The sequence below is a fragment of the Stenotrophomonas sp. PD6 genome (assembly GCF_049199305.1).
In the GTDB taxonomy this organism is placed as follows: Bacteria; Pseudomonadota; Gammaproteobacteria; order Xanthomonadales; family Xanthomonadaceae; genus Stenotrophomonas.
Genome location: NZ_JBLZQD010000014.1, coordinates 84,908 through 107,656, shown reverse-complemented (window position 1 = coordinate 107,656; position 22,749 = coordinate 84,908). Strand labels below are relative to the sequence as shown.

The window sequence follows — 22,749 nt, the reverse complement described above, 5'->3', positions numbered from 1 at the left end:
CTCCCAATCTCTCAATGTACGGCAAAGAAAGAGGGCGCTTTCGCCGTTGACTTTGATTACCCATGGCCACCGAATAACTGTCGGGGGGCGGCGGGGGCGGGTTTGCGGGACCGCAGAAAACATGGATGTTTTCTACGAGCCCCCAGGGGTGAAGGCGCACTGCTTGCGAGGCACTGCCTCGCGTGCGACTGAACGCACAACCGCTGGCGGTTGGGCCGGGGCCCGGAGGGCGATTCACGGCGTGTCCCGCAAACCCGCACCCGCCGGCCCAGCTCAGGCCATGGGCAGGCAACCGGCTGTTCGCCCAAATGCGTGAAGCTGCCGGGCAGAGCCCGGCACCACGGACCGCTCTTTACGCTCCCACCCCAATCGGGCAGCTCACGCCGGTGCCGCCGATGCCGCAGTAGCCGTTCGGGTTCTTGGCCAGGTACTGCTGGTGGTAATCCTCGGCGTAGTAGTACTCCGGTGCCGGGAACTCGATCTCGGTGGTGATCGCCCCCAGCCCGGCCTCGGTCAGGCGCTGCTGGTAGGCATCCCGGCTGGCCACCGCCGCGTCGAGCTGGGCCTGCGACGTGGCGTGGATCGCCGACCGGTACTGGGTGCCGGTGTCGTTGCCCTGGCGCATGCCCTGGGTCGGGTCGTGGTTTTCCCAGAACACTTGAAGAAGCGCGGCCAGGCTGATGATCGCCGGATCGAACACCACCTCCACGATTTCCGTGTGCCCGGTCAGGCCGGAACAGACTTCTTCATACGTCGGATTCGGGGTCGACCCACCGGCATAGCCGACCGAGGTCGAATACACGCCCGGCAGCGTCCAGAACATGCGCTCGGCGCCCCAGAAGCAGCCCATCGCGAAGCGGACGCGCTGCAGGCCGGCAAAACCGTCCTTGAGCGGGTGGCTGTTCACGTAATGCTGGTTGTGCAGCGGCAGCGCGTGTTCGCGGCCCGGCAACGCCTCGTCCGGCCGCGGCAGGCGCTGCTTGAACGCACCGATACCCAACAGGCCCTTGGCAATTCCCAACATGGCGATCTCCTAGGCCGGCAACAGGCCGGCGCTTTCGTCACCGTCCCATATGGGGTCGTCGTGGGGCCCGCCCAAGTCCAGCCCGGCCACGATCTGCTCGGCCTCCGGCCGGGCCAGGTCGGGCACGCAGACCCGGAGGACCCCGAACAGCGGCAGCTCGCCCATACCACCCAGCAGCGACTCTCCGAACACGAACGCCGGTATCCCCGCCGCTTCCAGCGCGTGCTTGACCAGATGGGCGTCGAACAGGTTGTCGGCCTGGTAGATCACGTGCATGGGAGGGCTCCGGAAGGCATGGGTCCAGCATACGCCTCCGAAGCCGACGGTAGCCCCGGCCGTTGGCCGGACGCCGAGGGTCAGGCGTTCATGACCCCGGAACGAAGCGCTCCGGCCAACGGCCGGGGCTACCGTCTAACGCGTCCCTTGGGGACGCGTTAGACTGGCAATCTTTCTGCCTTCTGCCTTCGCCTCATGTCCGAGCCTATTGCCATCCCCACCGACGCCCTTCCGGAAACCCACGAAAAGCGGGATTTCATCCGTCAGATCGTCCGCGAGGACCTGGCCGCCGGCAAGCATGCCGCGATCAAGACGCGCTTCCCGCCCGAGCCCAACGGCTACCTGCATATCGGCCACGCCAAATCGATCTGCCTGAACTTCGGCATCGCCGGTGAGTTCGGCGGCGTGTGCAACCTGCGCTTCGACGATACCAACCCGGCCAAGGAAGATCCCGAATACGTCGCCGCCATCCAGGACGACGTGCGCTGGCTCGGCTTCGAGTGGAACGAGCTGCGCCATGCCTCCGATTACTTCGACGCCTACTACCTGGCCGCCGAAAAGCTGATCCGCGATGGCAAGGCCTATGTCTGTGACCTCTCGGCCGAGGAAGTGCGCGCCTACCGCGGCACCCTGACCGAACCGGGCCGCCCCTCGCCGTGGCGCGAGCGCAGCGTGGACGAAAACCTGGACCTGTTCGCGCGCATGCGCGCCGGCGAATTCCCCGATGGCGCCCGCACCGTGCGCGCCAAGATCGACATGGCCAGCGGCAACATCAACCTGCGCGATCCGGCCCTGTACCGCATCAAGCATGTCGAACACCAGAACACCGGCAATGCCTGGCCGATCTACCCCATGTATGACTTCGCGCATGCCCTGGGCGATTCCATCGAAGGCATCACCCATTCGCTGTGCACCCTCGAATTCGAAGACCACCGCCCCTTGTACGACTGGTGCGTGGACAACGTCGACTTCGCGCACAACGATGCCCTCACCCAGCCGCTGGTTGAACGCGGCCTGCCGCGCGAAGCCGCCAAGCCGCGCCAGATCGAATTCTCACGCTTGAACATCAACTACACCGTGATGAGCAAGCGCAAGCTGATGGCGCTGGTCACCGAACAGCTGGTCGACGGCTGGGAAGACCCGCGCATGCCGACCCTGCAGGGCCTGCGCCGCCGTGGCTACACCCCGGCCGCGATGCGCCTGTTCGCCGAACGCGTGGGCATCAGCAAGCAGAATTCCATGATCGACTTCAGCGTGCTGGAAGGCGCGCTGCGCGAAGACCTGGACAGCGCCGCCGCGCGCCGCATGGCCGTGATCGACCCGGTCAAGCTGGTGCTGACCAACCTGCCTGAAGGCCACGCAGAGACCCTGACCTTCTCCAACCATCCCAAGGACGAGGCGTTCGGCACCCGCGAGGTTCCGTTCGCGCGTGAGCTGTGGATCGAGCGCGAAGACTTCGCCGAAATCCCGCCCAAGGGCTGGAAGCGGCTGGTGACGGGCGGCGAAGTGCGCCTGCGCGGCGCCGGCATCATCCGCTGCGATGAGGTCATCAAGGACGCCGACGGTGTCATCACCGAACTGCGCGGCTGGCTGGACCCCGAATCGCGTCCGGGCATGGAAGGCGCCAACCGCAAGGTCAAGGGCACCATCCACTGGGTCAGCGCCGTGCATGCGGTGCCGGCCGAGATCCGCCTGTACGACCGCCTGTTCTCGGTGCCCAACCCGGACGACGAATCCGAGGGCAAGACCTACCGCGATTACCTCAACCCGGACTCGCGTCGCACCGTGACCGGCTACATCGAACCGGCCGCGGCCACCGCCGCACCGGAGCAGTCGTTCCAGTTCGAGCGCACCGGCTACTTCGTCGCCGACCGTCGCGACCACCGCGCCACCACGCCGGTGTTCAACCGCAGCGTGACCCTGCGCGATACCTGGTCGGCCTGAGCCGTTCCGGCCGGTGCCTGGCACCGGCCCTGCCACCACCAGCGCGCCGCCCTGCCTTCAGGCAGGGTTGGCCGGCTGCGCGTGCGTGCCCGCGTTCAGCGCGGACACGGCAGCGCCACGCCCGGCCCGATACACTGCGCCCGCCCCACCCGAATACGAAGAGGTTTCCGTCCCGATGCTGTACGCGCAAGTCCACCTCACCCTGCCCGCCTGGATCCACGACCAGATCGACCAGGGCCGCGCCTATCCCGGCGACGCCGCCAAGGTCGCCCTGGCCATCGAGCTGTCGCGCCTGAATGTCGAGGCGCAGACCGGCGGCCCGTTCGGCGCCGTGGTGTTCGGTCCGGACGACCGCATCATCGCCGTGGGCGTGAACCGCGTCGTGCCGCACAACACCTCGCTGGCACATGCCGAGAACATGGCCTACATGCTGGCCCAGCAGCGCCTGCAGACCCCGCGCCTGAACGATGTGCTGTCGCCGGTCACCCTGGCGACCTCCTCGCAGCCCTGCTGCCAGTGCTACGGCGCCACCATCTGGGCGGGCATCGACCGGCTGCTGATCGGCGCCAGCGCGCAGGACGTGGAAGAACTCACGCCGTTCGACGAAGGCCCGCTGCCGGCCGACTGGATCGGTGAACTCAACAAGCGTGGCATCGAGGTCGTGCGCGACATCGAGCGCGATGCAGCGCGCGCGGTACTGCGCCAGTACGGAGAAACCAACGGTGCGCATTACTGATTTCCACGCCGCGGGCGTGCGCCGATGAGCGGCCTTCTGTGCCTGTGCCGGCAGGGTTTCGAACCCGAACTGGCGGGTGAGCTCTCCGAGCGCGCCGCCTACGCGAACATCGCCGGCTATGCGCGCACCCAGCGCAACGACGGCTACGTGCTGTTCGCCACCGAAGAAGGCGCCGCGCTGTCCAAGGCCCTGCCGTGGCGCTCGCTGATCTTCGCCCGCCAGAAGCTGGTGGTGCTGGCCGAGCTGCCGCAGCTGGATGCGGCCGACCGCATCACCCCGATCATCGCGGCCCTGCAGGGCCAGCAGCGGTTCGGCGACATGTGGGTGGAACACCCCGATTCGGACGAAGGCAAGCCGCTGGCCGGGCTGGCACGTGCGTTCGGCAATGCGCTGCGCCCGGCGCTGCGCAAGGCCGGCCTGCTGACCGACAAGCCCAACACCGCACTGCCGCGCCTGCACATTGTGTTCGTGGGTGGTCGCCATGCCTTCGTCTGCGTCGCCGATACCCGCGACAGCGCGCCGTGGGCGCTGGGCATCCCGCGCCTGAAGCTGCTGCCCGACGCGCCCTCGCGCTCCGCGCTGAAGCTGGACGAGGCGCTGCTCACCCTGATGAGCCCGGAAGAACGCGAGCAGCTGGTCAAACCCGGGATGCGCGCGGCCGACCTGGGCGCCGCCCCCGGCGGCTGGACCTGGGTGCTCACCCGCCAGCACATGCGCGTGGTCAGCGTGGACAACGGCCCGCTGCGTGAGCACGTGCTGGAGACCGGTCTGGTCGAACACCTGCGCGCTGACGGCTTCCATTGGCAGCCGGAAACCCCGCTGGACTGGATGGTCTGCGACATGGTCGAGCAGCCGCGCCGCGTTGCCGAACGCATGGCCACCTGGTTCCGCGAGGGCTGGTGCCGGCATGCGATCTTCAACCTCAAACTGCCGATGAAGAAGCGCTGGGACGAAACCCGGCTGTGCCTGGAGCTGTTCGAAGCGCAGGCCGAACGACCGCTCCACCTGCGCGCCAAGCAGCTCTACCACGACCGCGAAGAGATCACGGTGCTGGCGTGGAGCGGGCGGTGAGGGAGCCGGGGCAGCCGCGCGGCTGGCTGCTGCCCTGAGCAGCCGTCAGTCTGCGCGAGGGCCAGCGAATTTCTGCAGGTTGTCCACCTTCATCAGCACGTTGCGCAGCGCCTCGATGGCCTCGTCCGTGGGTGCGCCGTCCAGCTGCCTGCGCCAATCGCGCTCCAGGTGCGCCAGGTCGACCAGTTGCTGCCGGAAGCGCTCTTCCGACGGTGGCTGGCCGCTGATCGCGGCTTCGCGGACGAAGGCCTGCAGCTTGTTCCCCGCATCCAGCGCAGGCCCACTGGCATAACCGACGCCGTGCGGCCTGCCGTTCTCCACGCTGTGGATCAACTGCCCGAACTGGCCGATGGCCTCCTCGGGTGCGGTGACCATGCGTTGGGCCGTCGCTTCCGCAGCCTTGATCTGCTTTTCCGTGCGCAGCTTGTCCCAGAGGGCGCTGAAGGAGGGGAATGCTCTCGAAGGATTGATGGGCGGGGTCATGGCACTCCAGCGGGTCCTGAAAGACGAAGGGGCGCAGCCGATGCATCCGTTCCGCATCGACCACGCGTACTCAGTCTGCCGGTCGCATAGACGCCGTCACTTTCAGTTTTCGATCACTGCGGGTGAATTGCGACAGTGAGCTTCCACCCAGGCCACGCTCACGGCTTCAGCAGGTGCTTTGCCGTGCGGGCCTGCCGAGCGAGTTCCTTGAGTTCCTCGTAACGCGCGTGGTTGCTGCTTCCGACCTGGCCACGAACCAGCCCGGCCTTGTCGCGTTCGACCTTCAATCCCTGCTGAAGGACGCGCATGTCCTTGAACGCCTGCTTGCGCGCGTCGTGCGGCAGGGGCTGCGACGCGTCCTGCTGGGCCAGTTCCGCCGCCCTGACGAAACGCAGCAACCCGTTCTGCGCCTTCAGCGCCGGCGTGGAGCGTGGCGTGTTGTCGACGCTTCTGACCACGTCACCGACCACCTTTGTCAGTGACTGCGATGGAGCGGCCCGCTTTGGAGTGGGTTGCCAGCAGTACTTCAATTTATGGAACAGTTGTTGGGCGGTTGATTCAGTTTTCATCGAAATCCCGGAGCGCTGGCGGAGGTGCTAACTCCTCAAGCGTCAACCGGACCACCCAACACCGCTTCCATGTTTCGATCATGCGCCGCGCGGCAGCGCTTACAGCCCGGCCGCCCGCTTCCACAGCGCCGAGACCAGCGGCGGCCACTTGCCCACGCAGCCCAGCGCGCGCCCGCGGGCCAGGGTCAGGTGCATCTCGTCGTTGGAGAACACGGTGTTGATCGCGTCGAAGCCGTACGCCGATACGGTGTTGTCGCTGCGTCGTTCGCGTGCCCAGCGCTGCAGCCGGTCTGGCGACGCCCAGTCCTGGCGGCGCTGTTGCGCCCGCAGGACCAGCGCATGCAGCGCCGCCACGTCGCGCAGCCCCAGGTTCACGCCCTGCCCGGCCAGCGGATGGACCACATGCGCCGCATCGCCCAGGGTCAGCACCCGGCCCGCCACGTAGCCCGTGGCCAGTTGGCGCCGCAGCGGGAACGCGGCGCGCCGGGAGGCCAGGGTCATCGCGCCCAGGCGGCCGGCGAAGGCGCGGGTCAGTTCCGCGCCGAACGCGGCCTCGTCCAGCGCGAGCACGCGCTCGGCCTCGGCGTCGGGCAGCGTCCACACGATCGAACTGCGGCGCGTGCCGGTGGGCAGCACCGCCAGCGGCCCGGTCACCAGGAAACGCTGCCAGGCCGTGGCCTCGTTGTCGTATTCGCTGTCGACATAAGCCACCACGCCGCGCTGGCCATACGCCTGCGCCGTCACCTGCAGCCCCGCCAGCCGGCGCAGGGTCGAATCGGCGCCATCGGCGGCAATGGCCAGCGCCGACTCCAGCCGGCGGCCGTCGTCCAGGCGCAGGCGGACGCCGTCGGCATCCTGCTCCAGCGCGTCCACCCGCGCGGGGCAGCAGACCTGCACGCCCGCCGCCGGCAAGGCGGCCCACAGGCGGTCCACCAGCAGGTCGTTCTCGATGATCCAGCCGAGTTGTTCGCGCCCCAGGGTGTCGGCGTCGAAACGCAGCTCGTCGCCGCCGGCAGCATCCCACACCCGCATGCGCCGGTAGGCACAGGCGCGCGCGGCAATGATCGACGGCCACACGCCCAGCGTACGCAGCAACTGCGCGTTGTCCGGGGCGAAGGCGTACACGCGCAGGTCCGGTTGCTGCGGTTGCCAGGCCGGGGGCTCGCGCCCCTCCACCAGGGTCACCTCCAACCCGGCGTCGGCCAGCGCCAGCGCGCACGCGGCACCGACCACGCCGCCGCCGACCACGGTCACATCACGCGCGCGACGGCTCATGCGCCCCCTCCACGGCACAGCGCCGGGACGTCGCCGCGGAAGCCCATCGCGCCGCCCACCAGCATCGACTGCATCGGCGTGGCCTGCGCGGCCAGCAGGCCCAGGCTGCGCAGCGGGCGCAGCAGCGGCGCGGCATTGCTGGTCAACCGCGCCAGCCCGCCGGAGAAGGCGATGGTCTGGCGGCGGTCCTCGTCGCGGCGCGCGACGTGCACCTGCAACAGGGCGTCACTGCCGGCGTCGTCGGCCTCGGCAACCAGTTCGGCCAGGGTCAACGCATCGCGCAGGCCCAGGTTGAAGCCCTGCGCGCCGAGCGGATGGATGGTCTGCGCGGCATTGCCCAGCAGCACGCTGCGTTCGCCGACCAGCGCGCGGGCCAGCACCTGCACCAGCGGGTAGGCACTGCGCGGGCCGCTGTCGAGCAGCCGGCCGGCACGCCAGCCGATGGCCGACTGCAGGCGCTGCAGCCAGGCCGCCTCGTCCAGCGCCATCACGGCGTCGGCCTGGTCGCGGGCGACGCCGTGCACGGCGCCGTAGTGGCGGTCCCCGCGCGGCAGCAGCGCGGTCGGCCCGGTGTCGGTGAAGCGCTCGTAGGCCGTGCCGTCCGGCGCGCGCGCCGCGCGCAGCCGCGCCACGAACAGGGTCTGCTGGAAATCATGCTCGTCCACGCCGATGCCGAGCGCCTCGCGCACCGCGCTGCGGGTGCCATCGGCGCCCACCACTAGCCGTGCCAGCAGGCAGCGCTCGCCGCTGTCGTCGGCGATGAACACCTGGCGATGGCCGTCCACGGTCGCCCCCAGCCGCACGAAGCGTGCCGGCCGGTAGCGGGTCAGGTGCTGCAGCGACTGCAGCCGGGTCTCCAGCGCCTGGCCGAAGTCGCGCGCCATCACCACCTGGCCGAACCAGGGCCGCTGGTACTGCGCGGCGTCCAGCTGCACCCGGCCAAAATCGCCGGCGCGGCTGACATGGATACGGGTGATCGGCCCCACCGCCGATCCCAGCAGGGGCATCACCCCCAACGCGGTCAGTGCGTTGACCGTGGCCGCGGCAAAGCTGAGGTTGCGCTGGTCGAACACCGGCGGCAGCGCGCCGGCCGGCGCGGCTTCCACCAGGCCGACATCGCGCCCGGCCCGGTCCAGCGCGATGGCCAGGCTGGCACCGACCAGGCCGCCGCCCACGATCACTACGTCATGACGTTCACTCATGCCGCCCATTCTAGTGCGTGCGGCCCACCGGGAGATGAGCGCGGCGCGGCCGCCAGCGCCCCGCCGCCGCAGGCGCTAGAATGAATGCCGGACTCCCATCGCCAACGCCATGACCACCCACGCCCAACGCGCCTTCGTTCTGTTCGTGCTCGTGCTGCTGATGGCGGCCAGCCGGGTCAATCACTTCGCGGCGATCCCCGACGCATCGTGGGCCGTGTTCTTCATCGGCGGCTTCTACCTGCGCAGCTGGACGCGCTGGGCCTTCCCGCTGCTGATGGTGCTGGCGATCGTGATCGACGTGCTGGTGATCCGCGCCAGTGGTATCGGCTACTGGCAGCATTACTGCGTTTCGCCGGGTACCGCGCTGCTGGTGCCGGCCTACTTCAGCCTGTGGGCCGGCGGTGCGCTGCTCCGCAAGGGCTACCAGAGCGCCAGCTGGGCCGCGCTGGGCAAGGCGGCGGCGCTGCTGATCGCGGCCGTGGCGGTATGCCACCTGTTCGCGCAGAGCGGTTTCTACTGGACCAGCGATGTGGTTGCCGCGCCGACCGCAGCCGGCTGGCTGAAGAACTACGCCGACTGGTTCCTGCCCTACCTGCGCACCGCCGCGATCTATGTCGGCCTGGCAGCCGCGCTGCAGTTGACCGCCGAGCAGGGGGTCAAGCTGCTGCAGGCCCGCCGCGACGCGCTGCGCTGAGCCGCCCCGCATGGGCAACCGGCTGTCGCGCATCTATACCCGCACCGGTGACGACGGCAGCACCGGGCTGGGCGATGGCAGCCGCGTGCCCAAGGACGCGCTGCGGGTGAACGCCTTCGGCACCGTGGATGAGGCCAATGCCGCCCTGGGCGTGCTGCTGGCCGTGCCGCTGCCCGAGGACGTGCGCGCCCTGCTCACCACCGTGCAGCACCAGTTGTTCGACCTGGGTGGCGAGCTGTGCATTCCCGGCCACGCCGCGATCCAGGCCGCCGACGTGACCGCGCTGGAACAGCAGCTGGACCGGTACAACGCCGACCTGCCCGTGTTGAAGGAATTCATCCTGCCGGCCGGTGGCGAAGCCGCTGCGCGTTGCCACCTGGCGCGCACCATCGTGCGCCGCGCCGAACGCGAGACCGTCAGCCTGGCCCGGCACGAGCCGGTACGCGCCGAGGCGCTGCACTACCTCAACCGGCTCTCCGACCTGCTGTTCGTGCTGGCCCGCGTGCTCGCCCGCGCCAATGGGCACGGCGAAGTGCTCTGGCAGCACACCCGCCGCCACGGCTGAGCCGCCCTACCGCCCCGGAACCCTGTCCGCATGCTGGTTTTCACCCATCCCGCCTGTCTGCAACACGATCCCGGCCGCGGCCACCCCGAAAGCCCGCAGCGCCTGCAGGTCGTACTCGACGCGCTGCAGGCGGCCTGGCCGGACCAGCTGGACTGGCGCCAGGCGCCGCCAGCCAAGTTCGGCGAGCTGGCCCGGGTCCACGACAGCGAACTGATCGACCAGGTGCTGGCGCCGCAGACCGAGCTGCTGCGCCTGATCGACATGGACACCCTGACCTCGCCGGGCTCGGCCAGTGCCGCCCTGCACGCCGCCGGCGCCGGCGTGGCGGCGGTCGATGCGGTGATGCTGGGCGAGGACCCGGTCGCGTTCTGCGCCGTGCGCCCCCCCGGCCACCACGCCACCGCAACCACGGCGATGGGCTTCTGTCTGTTCAACAACATCGCCATCGCCGCCGCCTATGCGCGCGACCGCTACGGGCTGGAACGCATCGCGGTGGTCGATTTCGACGTGCACCATGGCAACGGCACCCAGGACATCTTCGTGGCCGATCCGCGCGTGGCGTACTACAGCACCCACCAGGCCGGCTTGTTCCCCAACTCCGGGCTGCGCCGCGACCGCGGTGCCGGCAACCTGCTCAACATCCTGCTGCCGCCGGGCAGCGGCAGCTTCCGCTTCCGCAATACCTGGGCCGACGAAATGCTGCCGGCCATCGATGATTTCCGCCCGCAGCTGCTGCTGGTCTCGGCCGGTTTCGACGCGCACCTGCGCGATCCCCAGGCCGACCTGATGCTGGAAACCGATGATTTTGCCTGGATCACCAGCGAGCTGCGGACCCTGGCCCGGCGCCATGGCGGGGGCCGCATGGTGTCCATGCTGGAAGGCGGCTACGACCTGCAGGCGCTGGCCGAATGCTCGGTCGCACACGTGGGCGCGATGCTGTAGTGGGGTGCCGGGCAGAGAGTTGGTTGCCGGGCAGAGCCCGGCACTACCGTGCTCCGGATGAACCTGAACCCTTCTCCGCGAGAAGCCTTCATTGCCCCTATGCAAGGGATGGGGCAAGCTACGATCCGTTTTCGCCCGAATCCGAAGCCCGCGTGCGCCGAGCCCTCCGTCTGCTGCCCCTCCCCCTGAGCATCGCCATCTGCCTGCCGGCCATGGCCGACGACAAACCGGTGAACTGGGGCCTGTGCCCGGTTACGGATGTCCTGCCCGTGTTCACCGACGCCCCCGTGGCGGACAAGGCCGCGGCCGAAACCCGCGACCAACAGCCCACCGATATCGAAGGCGACACCCTGTTCGGGACCAGCACGGTGCCCCAGTACCAGGGCAACGTGGCGCTCAAGCGCGGCGACCAGTTCCTGGGTACCGACCACCTGAGCTTCGACACCGAGAGCGGCAATTACATCGCCGAAGGCAATGTGCGCTACCAGGACTCCTCGATCCGCATGGTCGCCAAGCGCGCCGAGGGCAACCAGGAGTCGGACACCCACAAGATCAGCGACATCAAGTACCAGCTGGTCTCGCGGCGTGGCAATGGCGACGCCGACTCGATCGACCTGCAGGGCGCGGTGGGCCAGATGCACCGCTCCACCTACACCACCTGCGACCCGTCGCAGCCGGTGTGGAAGCTGTCGGCACCGCAGATCGACGTGGACAACGACGAAGGCTTCGGCACCGCGCGCAACGCGGTGCTGCGCATCGGCAAGGTGCCGGTGCTGTGGGCGCCGTACTTCAAGTTCCCGATCGACGACCGCCGCCAGACCGGCCTGCTGTACCCGCAGCTGGGCATGTCCGGCCGCAACGGGTTCGATTACGCCCAGCCGATCTACTTCAACCTGGCGCCGAACTACGACGACACGCTGACCCCGCGCTACATGAGCAAGCGCGGCTTCATGCTCGACAACGAGTTCCGCTATCTGTACGACGGCGGCCGTGGCGAGCTGCAGACCGCCTACCTGCCCAATGACAAGCTGCGCGACCGCGACCGTGGCGAGGTGAAGTTCGAGGGGTACCACAACCTCAACCCCCACTGGCAGACGCGCGCCAACATCGCCTGGGTCAGCGACGAACGCTACACCGAAGACTTCTCCAGCAAGCTGATCGGGGTCACCACCTCCAGCCTGCAGAGCCAGATCGGCATCTACGGCACCGGTGAAAACTGGACCGGCGGGCTGATGGCCGACTACTGGCAGCTCACCGACTACACCCTGACCGAGGCCTCGCTGCCCTACTCGCGCCAGCCGCGCCTGTTCGGCACCTGGGACAAGCCGCTGCTGCCGTGGCTGGAAGTGGGCGTGTACGCCGAGGCGGTGCATTTCACCCACGACGACGTCAACCAGAAGGTTATCGATGCCGATGGCGAGTACGTCCGCAACGGCGTGGTCACCCCGTATTACGACGGCTCGCGCCTGGACGTGAAGCCCTACGTGACCATGCCGTTCGCCGGCGCGTCCTGGTATGTCACCCCGACCCTGGCCTACCGCTACACCGGTTACCAGCTGGACCGTGGGCTGGCCGACCAGACCCGGTTGCAGGCATTGCGCGACGCGAATGTCGACCTGAGCACCCTCACGCCGGACCAGCTGCGCGGCAACACCTCGCCGCACCGCAGCGTGCCCATCGCCAGCCTCGACGCGGGCATGTTCTTCGACCGGGAAACCGAAATCGGCGGCACCTCGTACCTGCACACGCTGGAACCGCGCCTGTTCTACCTGCGCACGCCGTACCGCGACCAGAGCGACCTGCCGATCTTCGACACCCGCGACTTCACCTTCAGCTGGGGCCAGCTGTTCCGCGACTCGCGTTATACGGGCGCGGACCGCCAGAACGACGCCAACCAGCTGACCATGGCCGTCAGCACCCGCTTCATCAACCAGGAAACCGGCCGCGAGCGCTTCTCCGCCAGCCTCGGCCAGATCCTGTACTTCGACGATTCGCGGGTGACCCTGCCCGGTACCGCCTCGCAGGTGGAAGAAGGCAAGTCGGCCTGGATCGCCGACGCCAACTACGCCATCAACGACCGCTGGAACCTGGGCGCCACCTACCAGTGGGACCCCAAGTACAAGCGCGAGGACCTGGCCAGCGTGCGTGCGCGCTACCTGATGTCCAACGACGGCATCGTCAACCTGACCTACCGCTACCGCATCAACGCGGCCGCGCCGATCACCGCGACCAAGGAAGAGCGCACCCTGCTGGAGCAGGTGGACCTGTCCTTCCTGTACCCGATCAACGAGCGCTGGAGCGTGGTGGGCCGTTACTACTACTCCATCGCCGACAAGGCGCCGCTGGAAATCATCGGTGGCGTGCAGTGGGACAGCTGCTGCCTGGCCGTGCGCGCGCTGGCCCGCCGCTACGTGCGCAACCGCGAGGGTGAGCTGAACAATTCCTTCCAGATCGAGTTCGTGCTCAAGGGCCTGAGCTCCATCGGCCAGAACACGGACCGCACTTTGCGCCGTGCTATTCTCGGCTACTACCGAGACGACCTCTATCTCGTGCCGCCCAGCAACACCGGCGTCCCCACGCGCGAAGACTACGATCCGAACCTGATCCCATGACCAAGACCTTCCCCGTCCTACTCGCTTCCCTGATCGCAGTCAGCACCGTCTCCGCGCCGTTGCAGGTGCTGGCCCAGCAGTCCCAGTCGCTGGACCGCATTGCGGCCATCGTCGACGAAGACGTGGTGCTGCAGAGCGAGCTGGACCGCGCCATCGTGAACATCAAGGCCCAGTACGCCGGCCGCGAAGGCCAGCTGCCGCCCGACGACGTACTCAGCCGCCAGGTGCTCGAGCGCCTGGTGCTGGTCAAGCTGCAGGTGGCCCGCGCCGAAAGCAGCGGCATCAAGGTCAGCGACCAGGAGCTCAACCAGGCCCTGAACGCCATTGCCCAGCAGAACGGCTCCAACCTGGACGCCCTGCGCCAGCGCCTGGCCGCCGATGGCGTGGATTTCAACGACTTCCGCAGCTCGGTCCGCGATGAAATCACCGTGCAGCGCCTGCGCCAGAGCTTCGCGCAGAGCCGCATCAGCGTCAGCGAAGGCGAAGTGGACGCCGCGCTGAAGCAGGAAGCCACCGTGGGTACCCAGTACCACCTGGCCCACATCCTGATCGCCCTGCCCGAAGCGGCCACGGCCGACCAGATCAGCACCGGCCAGAAGAAGGCCGACGGCGTCAAGGCGCTGCTGGACAAGGGCGAGCTGGACTTCAACGCTGCCGCCGTGCGCTATTCCGACAGCCCCAACGCGCTGGAAGGCGGCGACCTGGGCTGGCGCTCGCTGGACGAGATTCCCAATGCGTTCGCGCAGATGATGACCAACATGAAGGCCGGCGACGTGGTCGGTCCGCTGCGTGGCCCGAGCGGCTTCCAGCTGCTCAAGCTGGTGGAAGTGCGTGATGCCAATGCCGCCGCCGGCGGCCAGACCATCACCGAATTCCATGGCCGCCACATCCTGATCCGCGTCACCGATCAGCAGGACAATGCCGCCGCCAAGGCCAAGATCGATACGATCCGCGCCCGCATCGCCGGCGGTGCCGACTTCCAGGCCGTGGCCAAGGAATCCTCGGAAGACACCAACAGCAAGGGCCAGGGCGGCGATCTGGGCTGGTTCCCGGCCGACGCGTTCGGTCCGGACTTCGGCAAGCAGGTCTCCGGCCTCACCGACGGTGGCGTCAGCGCCCCGTTCCGTACCGACGCGGGCTGGCACATCGTGCAGCGCGTTGCGAGCCGCCAGACCGACGCCGGCACCGACAACAAGCGCTCGCAGATCCGCGAGACCATTGGCCGTCGCAAGCTGGAAGAAGAGTACAACCGCTACCTGCAGGAACTGCGTGGGGAAGCCTACGTGGACCTGCGCAGCAACGCCCAGGCCGCCCCGGCTGCGGCGCCGGCACCGGCCAAGCCCTGAGTCCGGCCCGATGATCCCGCAGCTCGCTCTGGTACCGGGCGAGCCCGCCGGGATCGGCCCGGAACTCTGCCTTCGCCTGATCCAGCAGCCGCGCACCGATTGCCGGCTGCTGGCCCTCGCCGACCCGGACACGTTGCGCGCGGCCGCCACGGCGCTGTCGCTGCCGCTGAACCTGTTGCCTGAAGACGCCATCGCCCGCCAGCCGGGCGATCTGCCGTTGCGTGAGGTGCGCAATGCGCACCCGTCGCGCTTCGGCCATACCGACCCGGCCAACGCCGCTGCGGTGATCGCTGCCCTGCTGCAGGCCGGCCAGGCCTGCCTGTCCGGTGAACTGGACGGTGTGGTCACCGGGCCGGTGCACAAAGCCGTGATCAACCAGGGCGGCATCGCCTACAGCGGCACCACCGAACTGCTGGCCGACCAGGCCGGGGTCGAGGTGGTGATGATGCTGGCCAACGACATCGTCCGGGTGGCCCTGGCCACCACCCACCTGCCCTTGCGCGCGGTGGCCGATGCCATCACCGCCGAGGGGCTGGCCCGCACGCTGCACACCGTGCATACCGCGATGCAGCGGCAGTTCGGCATCGCCAGCCCGCGCATCGCGGTGCTGGGGCTGAACCCGCATGCCGGCGAAGACGGCCACCTGGGGCGTGAAGAGCTGGACCTGATCATCCCCCTGCTGGAGCGCCTGCGCGCCGGCGGCATGGACCTGGTCGGCCCGCTGCCGGCCGACACCGCGTTCCTGCCGGCCAAGCTGGCCGGGTTCGACGCGGTGCTGGCCATGTACCACGACCAGGGCCTGCCGGTGCTCAAGTACAGCGGCTTTGAACAGGCGGTCAACATCACGCTGGGCCTGCCCTACCCCCGGGTGGCGGTCGACCACGGCACCGCGCTGGACCTGGCCGGGCGCGGCCTGGCCGACCCCTCCAGTCTCCTCGCTGCCACCGGGCTGTGTGCCCGGCTGGCGCGGCAACGTAAGATGGCAGCATGACTTCCCCGTATTCCTCTTCTGCCGCCGGGTTCACCGCGCCGGCCAAAAAGCAGCTCGGCCAGCACTTCCTGGCCGATCGCAGCTATATCGACAAGATCGTCATGGCCGTCAACCCGAAGGACGACGACCGCCTGGTCGAGATCGGCCCGGGCCAGGGCGCCATCACCCTGCCGCTGCTGCGCCGTCATCCGCGCCTGACGGTGATCGAGTTCGACCGCGACCTGATCGCGCCGTTGACCGCCGCCGCCGCGCCGCTGGGCGAGCTGACCATCGTGCACCGCGACGTGCTGCAGGTGAACTTCACCGAGCTGGCCGGCGACGGCCAGATCCGCCTGGTCGGCAACCTGCCCTACAACATCTCCTCGCCGATCCTGTTCCATGCCATGGAGCACGCCGCGGTGATCCGCGACATGCACTTCATGCTGCAGAAGGAGGTCGTGGACCGCATGGCCGCCGAGCCCGGCAGCAAGGTCTATGGCCGGCTGAGCGTGATGCTGCAGGCCTGGTGCAAGGTCACGTCGCTGTTCGTGGTGCCGCCGGGCGCCTTCCGGCCGCCGCCGAAGGTGGATTCGGCGGTGGTGCGGCTGGTGCCGCGCGACCCGGCCACGGTCGACATCCACGACCGCAAGCGCTTCGCGGACGTGGTCCGCGCCGCGTTCGGGCAACGCCGCAAGACGCTGCGCAATGCACTCAACGGCGTGGTCAGCGCCGAGCAGTTCGAGGCCGCCGGGGTGCGCAGCGACGCGCGCGCCGAGCAGCTGGCGGTGGCCGAGTTCATTGCGCTGGCCAACGTGCCGGTTCCGCCGGCCGAGTAGCGCTACGCGCGTGACGCCCGCTGCCCGGCGCTCACCTCACTCTGCACAACACCCTCTAAACTGCCTGTATGAACGACGCTGCAAACTATGCGATCTCCGTTGAGGTCGCCCCGCGCTTCCTCGATGACCAGTCCATTCCCGAGGACGGGCGCTTTGCGTTCGCCTACACGATCCGCATCCATAACGAGGGCCGCATCGCGGCGCGGCTGGTGGCGCGCCACTGGCGGATCACCGACGGCAATGGGCGGGTGGAGCATGTCGACGGCGACGGCGTGATCGGCGAGCAGCCGCGGCTGCGCCCGGGTGAAGACTTCCGTTACACGTCCGGGGTCATGCTGGAGACCGAACACGGCACGATGCAGGGGCATTACGACATGGTGGCCGACGACGGCACCGAGTTCGCTGCACCGATCGCGCCCTTCGTGCTCACCGTTCCACGCACGCTGCACTGATGGAGGCGCACGCATGAGTGTCTGGGCCATCGGCGATCTGCAGGGCTGTTACGACGTGACCCAGCGCCTGCTGGAGAAGATCCGCTTCGACCCGGCGGTGGACAAACTGTGGTTCTGTGGCGACCTGGTCAACCGCGGCGGCCAGTCGCTGGAAACGCTGCGTCTGGTGCATTCGCTGCGCGAGCACAGCGTGGTGGTGCTGGGCAACCATGACCTGTCGTTGCTGGCGGTGGGCGCGCGTACCGAAGAAGAGCAGCGCAAGGTCAACCCGGACCTGCTGCGCATTGTGCAGGCCGAGGACCGCGACGAGCTGCTCGAATGGCTACGCCTGCAGAAGCTGGTGCACGTGGACCGCGAGCTGGGCTGGATGATGGTGCACGCCGGGCTGGCCCCGAAGTGGACCACGCAGCTGGCCGAGAAGCACGCGCGCGAGGTGGAGGTGCAGCTGCACGGCAGCGGCTACCGCAAGCTGTTCCGCAACATGTACGGCGACAAGCCGGGCTGGTCGCCCGGCCTGGGCGGTTACGACCGCTCGCGGGCGATCATCAATCTGCTCACGCGCATGCGTTACTGCACGCCACGCGGCCGCATCGGGATCGAGGACAAGGGCACGCCGGGCACGCAGGAACAGGGCCTGTACCCGTGGTTCGAAGTGCCGGGCCGGGTCGAGCGCGATCTGAAGATCGTGTGCGGCCACTGGTCGGCGCTGGGCCTGACGATCACGCAGGGCGTGCATGCGATCGACACCGGCGCGGTGTGGGGTGGCAAGCTCACGGCGCTGCAGCTGGATACGGAGGAACTGCGCGTGGTGCAGGTCCCCGGCCGCGACGTACCCAAGCCGGTAACGCCACCGCGCCCACCGGCACGGCGCCCGGCCAACGAAGGCGGCGCACCCGGCAACGACCGCCCCCCGCGCCAGCGCGACGGCCAGCCGCGCAACCGCGGCCAGCGCCAGCAGCACGCCCGCCCGCCGCGCGAACCGGTAGGCAACAACGGCAACGACGGCAACAACACGCCAACCACGGCGTAGCGCAACGGCCAGAGCCTTGGACTGCGAATGTCTCTGGTTTGGGCCGGCGGCGGTGGGGGTATGGGGCACGCTGCAAGTCCCGCTCCGCGGCCCGGCCCAGCCGCCAGCGGCTGTGCGTTCAGTCGCACGCGAGGCAGTGCCTCGCAAGCAGTGCGCCTTCACCCATGTAAGCTCGTTCACGCCATCCATGGCGCTCTACGGCCCCATACCCCCACCCCCGCCGACCCTTCGACAGTTGCGTCGGTGAGTCACTCTGAAGCGGTAGAGCCGGGCTCTGCCCGGCTCCTGCAGCCAGGCATGGCCTGGCTCTACGGCGTCGCGCGCGACGCCATTGTTTCTTGATTTCCAATGGCCACCAGCCGACTGTCGAAGGGTCGGCGGGGGCAGGTTTGCGGGGGCATGAGCCGCATGGATGCGGCGACTGAGCTTACAGGGATGTACTTGCAGCGTCCCCCGCAGGCCTGCCGCCGCCGGCCCAAGCCAGAGACATTCGCAGAGCAGGGCTTCGGCTTTGGCTTTGGCTTTGGCTTTGGCTTTGGCTTTGGCTTTGGCCTTACGCCTTCCGCACGTAATCCACGAAATCGAACGCGAACGCGTGTCTGGCGTCGGCGGGATGGTGCTCGCGGGTGGTTTCGAGCCACTGCTGCGGGTCGACGGGCGGGAAATGGGTGTCGGCTTCCACCGACGTCTCCACCCAGGTCAGGTGCAGGTCGGTGGCCTGCGCCATGGCAAGACGGTAGATCTCGCCGCCGCCGATCACGCACAGCTCGTTCGCGCCGGCTGCCGCCGCGAACTGCAGTGCCTCGTCGATCGACGCCACTGCCTGCATGCCCTCGAACGGCACCTGGCCCGAGCGGGTCAGCACGAGATTGGGGCGGCCGGGCAACGCGCGGCCCAGCGACTGCGCGGTCTTGCGGCCCATCAGGATCGGCTTGCCGATCGTCAGTGCCTTGAATCGCTTGAGGTCATCGGGCAGCTGCCAGGGCAGCTGGTTGTCATGGCCGATGCCGTGCTCCTGGTCCAGCGCCGCAATCAACGAGAGCTTCATGATTCGCCCGCGTCCATGCGCACTGCATCGCAGCGCTCCTGGGCGGCGCGCACCTCGGCCAGTGCCTTCTGCAGGCCCGGATCGGCCTCCATCGCCTTATCCGCCTCTTCGGTGAGACGAGCCAGATGGGCATCCTGTGTGGCCTGCAGGCCGGGCGCGGCCATGATCTCCGCGCTTAATCCATCGAGATCGGCGGCGGCGCTCCGTTCCAGGAACCCCTGCAGCTGTGCCGGCGAATATGCCTGCGCCAGCTGCTGTTCGAATGTGCGCTGGTACTTCGCATCGTTGAAGGCGCCCTGCATGAAGCGCACCAGCTCGCTGGACATGGTCGCCACCGCACCGCGCATGGCGGGCTCGCAGGCCGCCGGCAGGTCGCCCGGCATCAGGCCCGCGCCGGACGCACCGGCCATGGCCGACACGTCTTCGTTGACCTGGCGCTGCACGATCTGCGCATTGACCTGGGTGGCCAGCGGCACCGACGGCGCTGCTGCGTGCGCCGCTGCCGGCAACAGCATCACCAGCGCGACCCGCAGCGCCCTGCCCGCCATCCGCCTCATACCGCCACCGGCGCCTTGATCGCCGGGTGCGGGTTGTAGCCGTCGATGCGGATGTCTTCGTACTGGAAACCGAACAGGTCGGTGACGTCCGGATTCAACCACAGCGTGGGCAGCGCGCGCGGTTCACGCGACAGCTGCTCGCGTGCCTGCTCGTAGTGGTTTGAATACAAGTGCGCATCGCCCAGCGTGTGCACGAAGTCGCCCACGCCCAGCCCCGTGGCCTGCGCCACCAGATGGGTGAGCAGCGCATAGCTGGCGATGTTGAACGGCACGCCCAGGAAGATGTCGCCGCTGCGCTGGTACAGCTGGCAGCTCAGCTTGCCGTCCACCACGTAGAACTGGAACAGGTTGTGGCAGGGCATCAGCGCCATCTGCGACAGCTCGCCCACATTCCACGCGCTGACTACCAGCCGCCGCGAATCCGGGTTGCGCTTGATCTCGTCCACCAGCCACTGCATCTGGTCGATGCTGCCGCCGTCGGCCGTGGCCCAGCTGCGCCACTGCTTGCCGTAGACCGGACCGAGGTCGCCGTTGGCGTCGGCCCATTCGTCCCAGATGCGTACCTGGTGGTCCTTGAGGTAGCCGATGTTGGTGTCGCCCTTCAGGAACCACAGCAGCTCATGGATGATCGAGCGCAGGTGCAGCTTCTTGGTGGTAACCAGCGGGAAGCCGTCGTTGAGGTTGAAGCGCATCTGCCAGCCGAACACGCTGCGCGTGCCGGTGCCGGTGCGGTCGGACTTCTCCGTGCCGTGTTCCAGCACGTGTTCCAGCAGGTCCAGGTAGGCCTTCATGCCTTGCTCCCGGCAGCGGCGGGGGCCGGCAGCACCGGCTGCAATACCGGCGCGCGGCGCGACAGCGCCAGCAGCACCAGGCCGAAGGCCACCAGCGGCAGGCTCAGCAGCTGGCCGCGGGTGAACCAGTCGAAGGCCAGGTACACGCCGTTGTCGGGCATGCGCACGAACTCCACCGCGAAGCGGAACACGCCGTACATCAGCGCGAACAGGCCGGAGATCACGTAGCGGTGGCGCGGCTTGGCCGACACCGCCCACAGCACCACGAACATCACCAGGCCTTCCAGCAGCGCTTCATACAGCTGCGAAGGATGGCGCGCGAACTGGTTGAGCGCACCGGTGGCGAACTGCTCGCGCAGTGCCGGCATGTCCAGCTGGTTCAACGGGGCCGGCAGGCCGCTGGGGAACACCACGCCCCAGGTGCCGTCGGTGTACTTGCCCCACAACTCGGCGCCGATGAAGTTGCCGATGCGACCGAAGCCCAGGCCCAACGGCACCAGCGGCGCCATGAAGTCGATGGTGTCGCCCAGGTGCAGGCGCTGCTTGCGCGACCACCACCAGGAGGCGAACAGCACGCCAAGCAGGCCGCCGTGGAAGCTCATGCCACCGTCCCATACCTTGAACAGCAGCAGCGGGTTGTGCAGGAAGTCCGACAGCGCATAGAACAGCATGTAGCCGACGCGGCCGCCGACCACCACGCCGAGCATGGCGTAGAACAGCAGGTCGGAGAATCCGTTGGCATCCACGCCCGGCAGGCGCCCGGCCGCGATCCGCCGGCGCCCCAGCCACCAGGCCGCCGTGAAGCCGAGCAGGTACATGATGCCGTACCAGTGCACCTTGATCGGCCCAAGCGAGATGGCGATGGGGTCGATATCGTGGAAATAGATCATGGGCGATGCCTTGCAGGTAAGCGGCTATTCTCGGGCCAGCGCCGCCCCACCTCAACCAAGCAGTTGGGGCGTGTTGGGCAGGGCGTCATCCTTGGACCCGCTGCCGGGCGGGTAATGCCCGGCCAGTATCTCCGATACCTCGGCAATGGCCAGCAGTACCGCGTCCTGCAGGGCGCCGCCGCGCAGCTGCTCCTGCATGTGCGCGCAGACCGCCTGCCACTGCGCCTCGCCCACCTTTTCGCGCAGGCCACGATCGGCCACCAGCTCGATGGCGTGGTCGGCCAGCAGCAGGTACACCAGCACGCCATTGTTCTGTTCGGTGTCCCAGGTGCGCAGCTGCGCGAAGGCGTGGTCGGCGCGCTGGCGGGCGCTGACGCCCTGCCAGAGGGCCAGCAACGGCAGGTCCGCTTCCACCGCGAACATCACCTGGCCGCCATGCAGGCGCTCGCCCGCGGTGATCGCGTCGGTGATGGCCTGCAGGCTGTCCGCCGGGAAGGTGCGCCGCAGCGAGGGCGCGAACAGGTGGCGCAAGGCGCGCATCACCAGCCCCCCGAGGCGCCGCCGCCTCCGGAACGCCCACCGCCGCCGCCCCAGCCGCCACCGCCGCCGAAACCACCGCCACCACCACCCCACCCGCCGCCACCGAAGCCACCGCCGCCCCAGCCGCTGTTGCGGGCAAAGCGGCCGACCCGGCCGGAGGAGAAGCCGACGAACAGGCCGATCAGGCCGGCCAGGCCACTGGCCAGCCACAGCGAAGTGAACAGGAACGCGGCCACGGCCGCCCCGCCCCCGCCCAGCAACGCGCGCACCGGGCGCGGCAGCCAGCCCAGCAGGCCGCGGGCGAAGGTGCCCACGAAGAAACCGATGACCAATGCCAACGTGAAGCCATCACCACCGGTGCCGCGCTCGGCGCGGTTGTCGCTGACCGGCGCCGGCAGTTCTTCGCCGTCGATCAGCTTGACCAGCGCGGCGCTGCCGTCGACCAGCCCGCCGGCATAGTCGCCGCTGCGGAAATGCGGGGCAAGGTATTCCTGGATCACGCGGTTGGCGATCGCGTCGGGAATCGCACCTTCCAGGCCATAGCCCGGTTCGATGCGGACCCGCCGGTCGTCCTTGGCCACCACCAGCAGCACGCCGTCATCGACGCCCTGGCGGCCGATCTTCCACTGCTCGAACACCCGCTGGGTGTACTGCTCGATGGTTTCGGGCTGGGTGCTGGGCACCATCAGGATCTGCAGCTGGCTGCCCTTGCGCTGCTGCAGCGCCAGCGCCTGGGCCTCCAGCGCCTGCTTCTGCGCGGCGTCCAGGGTGCCGGTGGTGTCCACCACCGGCGAGGTCATCGGCGGAATGGCCGCATCGGCCTGCGCCCAGGCGGGCAGCGCCAGGCACAGGCTCAGCAGCAACAGCGCGCGCAGCAGCAGGCGGATGTTCACCGC

At 68.6% G+C, this 22,749-nt stretch carries 24 protein-coding genes; 12 read left to right on the top strand and 12 right to left on the bottom strand.

Features of this window, described 5'->3' with window-relative positions:
• Positions 1–352: 352 nt before the first annotated feature.
• Both msrA and ACOZHM_RS16835 read right to left on the bottom strand, forming a co-directional pair.
• Positions 353–1,003, bottom strand: a complete 651-nt coding sequence (gene msrA, locus ACOZHM_RS16840; RefSeq protein WP_421570469.1) for a peptide-methionine (S)-S-oxide reductase MsrA — start codon at positions 1,001–1,003, stop codon at positions 353–355.
• A 30-nt stretch (positions 1,004–1,033) separates the two neighbouring features.
• Positions 1,034–1,300 (bottom strand): DUF2007 domain-containing protein, encoded by a 267-nt coding sequence (locus ACOZHM_RS16835; protein WP_421570463.1) that lies wholly within the window; start codon positions 1,298–1,300, stop codon positions 1,034–1,036.
• 195 nt (positions 1,301–1,495) lie between these two features.
• On the opposite strand from ACOZHM_RS16835, the gene ACOZHM_RS16830 reads away from it, so the two are divergent.
• The 3 genes from ACOZHM_RS16830 to rlmM all read left to right on the top strand — a co-directional run bounded on the left by ACOZHM_RS16830 (position 1,496) and on the right by rlmM (position 5,051).
• Complete coding sequence (locus ACOZHM_RS16830) at positions 1,496–3,244, top strand: glutamine--tRNA ligase/YqeY domain fusion protein (RefSeq protein ID WP_421570462.1); 1,749 nt, start codon at positions 1,496–1,498, stop codon at positions 3,242–3,244.
• A gap of 175 nt (positions 3,245–3,419) precedes the next feature.
• Positions 3,420–3,980 (top strand): nucleoside deaminase, encoded by a 561-nt coding sequence (locus tag ACOZHM_RS16825; RefSeq protein WP_421570461.1) that lies wholly within the window; start codon positions 3,420–3,422, stop codon positions 3,978–3,980.
• A 24-nt stretch (positions 3,981–4,004) separates the two neighbouring features.
• Complete coding sequence (gene rlmM, locus ACOZHM_RS16820) at positions 4,005–5,051, top strand: 23S rRNA (cytidine(2498)-2'-O)-methyltransferase RlmM (RefSeq protein ID WP_421570460.1); 1,047 nt, start codon at positions 4,005–4,007, stop codon at positions 5,049–5,051.
• A gap of 45 nt (positions 5,052–5,096) precedes the next feature.
• On the opposite strand, the gene ACOZHM_RS16815 is transcribed toward rlmM, so the two are convergent.
• From ACOZHM_RS16815 to ubiH, 4 genes are all read right to left on the bottom strand, one after another.
• Positions 5,097–5,534: a hypothetical protein gene (locus tag ACOZHM_RS16815; RefSeq protein WP_421570459.1), complete on the bottom strand. Its 438-nt coding sequence runs from the start codon at positions 5,532–5,534 to the stop codon at positions 5,097–5,099.
• A 158-nt stretch (positions 5,535–5,692) separates the two neighbouring features.
• Complete coding sequence (locus ACOZHM_RS16810; RefSeq protein WP_421570458.1) at positions 5,693–5,992, bottom strand: hypothetical protein; 300 nt, start codon at positions 5,990–5,992, stop codon at positions 5,693–5,695.
• A 210-nt stretch (positions 5,993–6,202) separates the two neighbouring features.
• Entirely contained in the window at positions 6,203–7,378 is a 1,176-nt protein-coding gene (locus ACOZHM_RS16805; RefSeq protein WP_421570457.1) for a UbiH/UbiF family hydroxylase, read from the bottom strand.
• The gene (gene ubiH, locus ACOZHM_RS16800; RefSeq protein ID WP_421570456.1) at positions 7,375–8,580 is read right to left on the bottom strand and encodes a 2-octaprenyl-6-methoxyphenyl hydroxylase; all 1,206 of its coding nucleotides are present in this window, start codon (positions 8,578–8,580) and stop codon (positions 7,375–7,377) included. Before ubiH ends, ACOZHM_RS16805 begins: the two co-directional genes overlap by 4 nt.
• A 109-nt stretch (positions 8,581–8,689) precedes the next feature.
• Here ubiH and ACOZHM_RS16795 point away from each other — a divergent pair, with 109 nt between their 5' ends.
• The 9 genes from ACOZHM_RS16795 to ACOZHM_RS16755 all read left to right on the top strand — a co-directional run bounded on the left by ACOZHM_RS16795 (position 8,690) and on the right by ACOZHM_RS16755 (position 18,027).
• On the top strand, positions 8,690–9,274 hold the full coding sequence (locus ACOZHM_RS16795) for a hypothetical protein (protein WP_421570455.1): 585 nt from the start codon (positions 8,690–8,692) through the stop codon (positions 9,272–9,274).
• Positions 9,275–9,284: 10 nt separating this feature from the next.
• The gene (locus ACOZHM_RS16790) at positions 9,285–9,839 is read left to right on the top strand and encodes a cob(I)yrinic acid a,c-diamide adenosyltransferase (RefSeq protein ID WP_421570454.1); all 555 of its coding nucleotides are present in this window, start codon (positions 9,285–9,287) and stop codon (positions 9,837–9,839) included.
• Positions 9,840–9,869: 30 nt separating this feature from the next.
• Positions 9,870–10,781 carry a histone deacetylase family protein gene (locus tag ACOZHM_RS16785; protein WP_421570453.1) on the top strand — a complete coding sequence of 304 codons (912 nt, stop codon included), beginning with the start codon at positions 9,870–9,872 and terminating at the stop codon, positions 10,779–10,781.
• A 152-nt stretch (positions 10,782–10,933) separates the two neighbouring features.
• Complete coding sequence (gene lptD / locus ACOZHM_RS16780) at positions 10,934–13,393, top strand: LPS-assembly protein LptD (protein ID WP_421570452.1); 2,460 nt, start codon at positions 10,934–10,936, stop codon at positions 13,391–13,393.
• Positions 13,390–14,739, top strand: coding sequence for a peptidylprolyl isomerase (locus ACOZHM_RS16775; RefSeq protein WP_421570451.1), 1,350 nt, complete (start codon positions 13,390–13,392; stop codon positions 14,737–14,739). The genes lptD and ACOZHM_RS16775 overlap by 4 nt, the downstream gene beginning before the upstream one ends.
• 10 nt (positions 14,740–14,749) lie before the next feature.
• Positions 14,750–15,730, top strand: coding sequence for a 4-hydroxythreonine-4-phosphate dehydrogenase PdxA (gene pdxA / locus ACOZHM_RS16770; RefSeq protein ID WP_421570450.1), 981 nt, complete (start codon positions 14,750–14,752; stop codon positions 15,728–15,730).
• Positions 15,727–16,545, top strand: a complete 819-nt coding sequence (rsmA, locus tag ACOZHM_RS16765; protein WP_421570449.1) for a 16S rRNA (adenine(1518)-N(6)/adenine(1519)-N(6))-dimethyltransferase RsmA — start codon at positions 15,727–15,729, stop codon at positions 16,543–16,545. Before pdxA ends, rsmA begins: the two co-directional genes overlap by 4 nt.
• 68 nt (positions 16,546–16,613) lie before the next feature.
• Positions 16,614–16,997 carry a Co2+/Mg2+ efflux protein ApaG gene (gene apaG, locus ACOZHM_RS16760; RefSeq protein ID WP_421570448.1) on the top strand — a complete coding sequence of 128 codons (384 nt, stop codon included), beginning with the start codon at positions 16,614–16,616 and terminating at the stop codon, positions 16,995–16,997.
• Positions 16,998–17,010: 13 nt separating this feature from the next.
• On the top strand, positions 17,011–18,027 hold the full coding sequence (locus ACOZHM_RS16755) for a symmetrical bis(5'-nucleosyl)-tetraphosphatase (protein WP_421570447.1): 1,017 nt from the start codon (positions 17,011–17,013) through the stop codon (positions 18,025–18,027).
• Between the two features lie 553 nt (positions 18,028–18,580).
• Here the strand turns inward: ACOZHM_RS16755 and ACOZHM_RS16750 are convergent.
• Genes ACOZHM_RS16750 through ACOZHM_RS16725 form a run of 6 tightly spaced genes read right to left on the bottom strand, consistent with a single transcriptional unit; the run spans position 18,581 to position 22,740 of the window.
• Positions 18,581–19,075: a dihydrofolate reductase gene (locus tag ACOZHM_RS16750; RefSeq protein ID WP_421570446.1), complete on the bottom strand. Its 495-nt coding sequence runs from the start codon at positions 19,073–19,075 to the stop codon at positions 18,581–18,583.
• Complete coding sequence (locus tag ACOZHM_RS16745; protein WP_421570445.1) at positions 19,072–19,632, bottom strand: hypothetical protein; 561 nt, start codon at positions 19,630–19,632, stop codon at positions 19,072–19,074. The genes ACOZHM_RS16750 and ACOZHM_RS16745 overlap by 4 nt, the downstream gene beginning before the upstream one ends.
• Entirely contained in the window at positions 19,629–20,423 is a 795-nt protein-coding gene (locus ACOZHM_RS16740) for a thymidylate synthase (RefSeq protein WP_421570444.1), read from the bottom strand. The genes ACOZHM_RS16745 and ACOZHM_RS16740 overlap by 4 nt, the downstream gene beginning before the upstream one ends.
• Positions 20,420–21,313 carry a prolipoprotein diacylglyceryl transferase gene (gene lgt, locus ACOZHM_RS16735; RefSeq protein ID WP_421570443.1) on the bottom strand — a complete coding sequence of 298 codons (894 nt, stop codon included), beginning with the start codon at positions 21,311–21,313 and terminating at the stop codon, positions 20,420–20,422. The genes ACOZHM_RS16740 and lgt overlap by 4 nt, the downstream gene beginning before the upstream one ends.
• Positions 21,314–21,364: 51 nt before the next feature.
• Positions 21,365–21,853: a TPM domain-containing protein gene (locus tag ACOZHM_RS16730; RefSeq protein WP_421570442.1), complete on the bottom strand. Its 489-nt coding sequence runs from the start codon at positions 21,851–21,853 to the stop codon at positions 21,365–21,367.
• A complete protein-coding gene (locus ACOZHM_RS16725; RefSeq protein ID WP_421570468.1) occupies positions 21,853–22,740 on the bottom strand; it encodes a TPM domain-containing protein in 888 nt (295 codons plus the stop codon). Before ACOZHM_RS16725 ends, ACOZHM_RS16730 begins: the two co-directional genes overlap by 1 nt.
• Positions 22,741–22,749: the final 9 nt, after the last annotated feature.